The 3,073-nt window shown below is 71.7% G+C and carries 3 protein-coding genes; all 3 read right to left on the bottom strand.

What is annotated here, in order from left to right; all coding sequences use genetic code 11:
* Positions 1-95 precede the first annotated feature (95 nt).
* Complete coding sequence (locus CCN51_RS46095; RefSeq protein ID WP_043486863.1) at positions 96-785, bottom strand: hypothetical protein; 690 nt, start codon at positions 783-785, stop codon at positions 96-98.
* 117 nt (positions 786-902) lie between these two features.
* Complete coding sequence (locus CCN51_RS46090) at positions 903-1,385, bottom strand: sec-independent translocase (RefSeq protein ID WP_014176673.1); 483 nt, start codon at positions 1,383-1,385, stop codon at positions 903-905.
* 186 nt (positions 1,386-1,571) lie between these two features.
* Positions 1,572-3,073, bottom strand: a 1,502-nt coding sequence (locus tag CCN51_RS46085; RefSeq protein ID WP_107426250.1) for a S1C family serine protease, incomplete at its 5' end; no start/stop codon positions are given.

Genomic DNA, 3,073 nt, shown 5'->3' with positions numbered 1-3,073 from the left:
GAGCCCGCTTAAGCGGGCTCAAGCGGGCACGAAGAGCTGCGGGCGGCCTCCTGAGGGGGCCGCCCGGTCTTTTCGTACTGCCTGCTGTCCGGCTGTTACTCGTACGCGGTGATGTCCTTGATCACCGCGAAGCCCAGCCCGTACGCGCTCATCCCGCGCCCGTACGCACCGATGTGTACGCCCTCGCGGGCCGATCCGGCCAGCACCCAGCCGTACTCGGACTCGCGGTAGTGGAAGTCGGTCGGGACCCCGTCCACCGGCAGCGACAGCTGCGACCAGCCCGGGCCGTCGAGGTCGTCCGCGAGCTCCCAGGCGATCGCGGTCTGCTGGTCCAGCCAGTCCTGGCGCAGCGCGCGCTCCATACGCGTCGGCCAGGTCGACGACAGCAGCCCGGACCCGGCCAGCCAGGCCGCCGAGGAGACCGAGGTGGCCTCCAGAACGCCCGTACCGTCCGCGCTGTCCCGCACCGGGCGGCTGGCCACGGTCACCACGACCGCGAAGCGCTGCTGGTCCGGCTCGGTCTCGGCGCGCAGCGACGGCTCGTCGCCGTGCCCGGTGGAGCCGTGCTCGACCGTGCCGTCAGCGGCCGCGCCCACCTGCATCAGCCGGCGCCGCCCCGTGAACGCCTCGTCAAGGCCGTACCACGGGAAGGCGGCCATCAGGTAGCCGTCGACCCTCCGCCGAGCGTCGGCGGGGATCCCTTGAGCGGCCGACGCGGCGTCCTCGGCGGACGCGCCCGCTGTACCAGCCACCCCTTGCTCCCCTAGCCGACTCGTCGTCTCCATCTGCGCGGAGCCTCCTCGTTGCCCTGCGTCGTGGGCGGCCCGCCCCCCTCAGGCGACCTCACCCCGGACAAAGGGAGGATAGCCATACGGGTCAACCAGGCCGGGCATACGGGGGGATCAAGTGGCGTCGGAGTCGAAAGGCGGACGCTCCTCGCGCCCCGGCTCTTCGCGCTTGCGCAGCAGGTCAGGGGTGCTGGAGCCGCCGTCGGAGCCGGATCCGCCGCCGGACTTCGAGGTCGGGGAAGAACCGGAAGAGCCGTGTCCGGCGTCACTCTCCCGGCCGTTCACCGCGTCCGCGACCTCGGCCATCTCCTTGCGGAGGTCGAAGCCGTTACGGATCTCCTTGAGGCCCATCTCGTCCGAGTCGAGCACATGCTTGCGGACGAAGTTCTTCGGATTCAGGTCCTCGAACTCGAAGTCCTTGAACTCCGGGCCCAGCTCGGAGCGGATGTCCTCCTTGGCGTTGTCGGAGAACTCCCTCACCTTGCGTATGAACCGCGACACATCCTGGATGACCTTCGGAAGCTTCTCCGGGCCGAAGACGAGCACCGCAAGGATGACGAGCGCGATCAGCTCGAGGGGTCCTATGTCGAAGAACACCTTGCAGCTCCTAGGGACGTCTGTGGCCACGGTCCAGGCCACTGAACACGGTACCTGTCGGCAGGGGCGGGGCGGGAGACGCCCGGACCAACATCGGGCGTCTCGCGCCGGACATCACCCTCCCCCAGCCATCGCTGGGAGGTGCCCCCGGGCGTCAGCCGCCGTCAGCCGCTGCCGTTGGGCGCGTCAGCCGCTGCCGCTGGCCGAACCGAGCGTCAGCTCCACCGTCCGCTCCCGGCCGTCCCGGCGCAGCGTCAGCCGGAGCCGGTCGCCGGGGCGGTGGCTGCGGATCTTGACGATCAACTCCTGCCCGCTGTGCACCCGCACGCCGTCCACCTCCGTGACGATGTCACCGGCCTTGATCCCGGCCTTGTCCCCCGGGCCGTCCGGGTTGACCGGCGGGCCGTCGGCGCCCCGGGTGTGCACCCGCGCGCCGTCCCCCGCGTACTCCATGTCGAGCGTGACACCAATCACAGGATGGGTGGCCTTGCCGGTGTTGATCAGCTCCTCGGCGACCCGTTTGCCCTGGTTGATCGGGATCGCGAAGCCCAGGCCGATGCTGCCGCCTTGGCTGCCGCCGAGCCCCGAACCGTCGTCCGCCGCACGGATCGCGCTGTTGATGCCGATGACCCGCGCCTTGGAATCCACCAGCGGGCCGCCGGAGTTGCCCGGGTTTATCGGGGCGTCGGTCTGGAGCGCGTCGACATAGCTGATATCGCTGCCGTCCCCCTCCTCACCGCCCGCGGTGATGGGGCGCTCCTTGGCGCTGATGATCCCGGAGGTCACGGTGCCCGCCAGATCGTACGGGGCGCCGATCGCCACGACGGGGTCGCCGACGCGCACGGAGTCGGAGTTGCCGAGGGCCAGCGGATGCAGTCCTGAGACACCGTCGACCTTGATGACCGCCAGGTCGTAGCCGCTGTCCCGGCCGATCACCTTGGCGTCCGCCACCTCGCCGCCGTTGAACGTCACCGATATGGCGCCGCCCGAACCGGCGGGCTCCACCACGTGGTTGTTGGTGAGGATATGGCCCTGCTCGTCGAGCACGAAGCCGGTGCCGGTGGCCTGCTCCGTGCCGCCGCTGACATGGATGGTGACCACGCCCGGCAGCGCCCGCGCGGCGATGCCCGACACGCTGTCCGGGTCGACCGCCCCCTGGTCGGCCGACGCCTGCGGAAGGTGCACCGCGCTGTCCTCGGTGGTCCGCTCATGCTCCAGATACGCGCCGATACCGCCGCCGAGACAGCCGGCGATCAGCGCAATCAGCACGGCCCCGACCAGGCCGCGGCGGCGGGAGGGCTTCCGCGGCACGTCCGGCGCCGATGTCCACGGGTCGTAGTGCTGCCACTGCGCGGCCTGCCCCGGCTGGGACTGCAGGGGCTGCCCGGACTGCTGCGGCAGCTGGGCGGTGGCGGCGGCCGGGTCCGCCTGCGCGCCCGGCGGAAGCTGGGTGCCGTGGGCCGGTGTCATCCCGGTCGGTGTCATCCCGGTCGGGGCCATCGCAACCGGGGGCATCGCGGCCGGGGGCATCTGGGTGCCATGAGCCGGGGTCATCCCGGGTGGCGGTACGGCCTGGGCCGCCGCGGGCGGCACCTGGGTGCCGTGCGCGGGGGTCGCGCCGGGGTGGATGCCGGGCGGAAGGGTGGTGCCATGGGCCGGGGTCGGCATGGGCCGCTGCACGGGAGGGG

Origin of the sequence: Streptomyces milbemycinicus (assembly GCF_002154605.1) — a bacterium.
GTDB lineage: Bacteria > Actinomycetota > Actinomycetes > Streptomycetales > Streptomycetaceae > Streptomyces > Streptomyces milbemycinicus.
The sequence above is the reverse complement of the archived record's forward strand: the minus strand, read 5'-3'. Positions and strand labels throughout refer to the sequence as shown.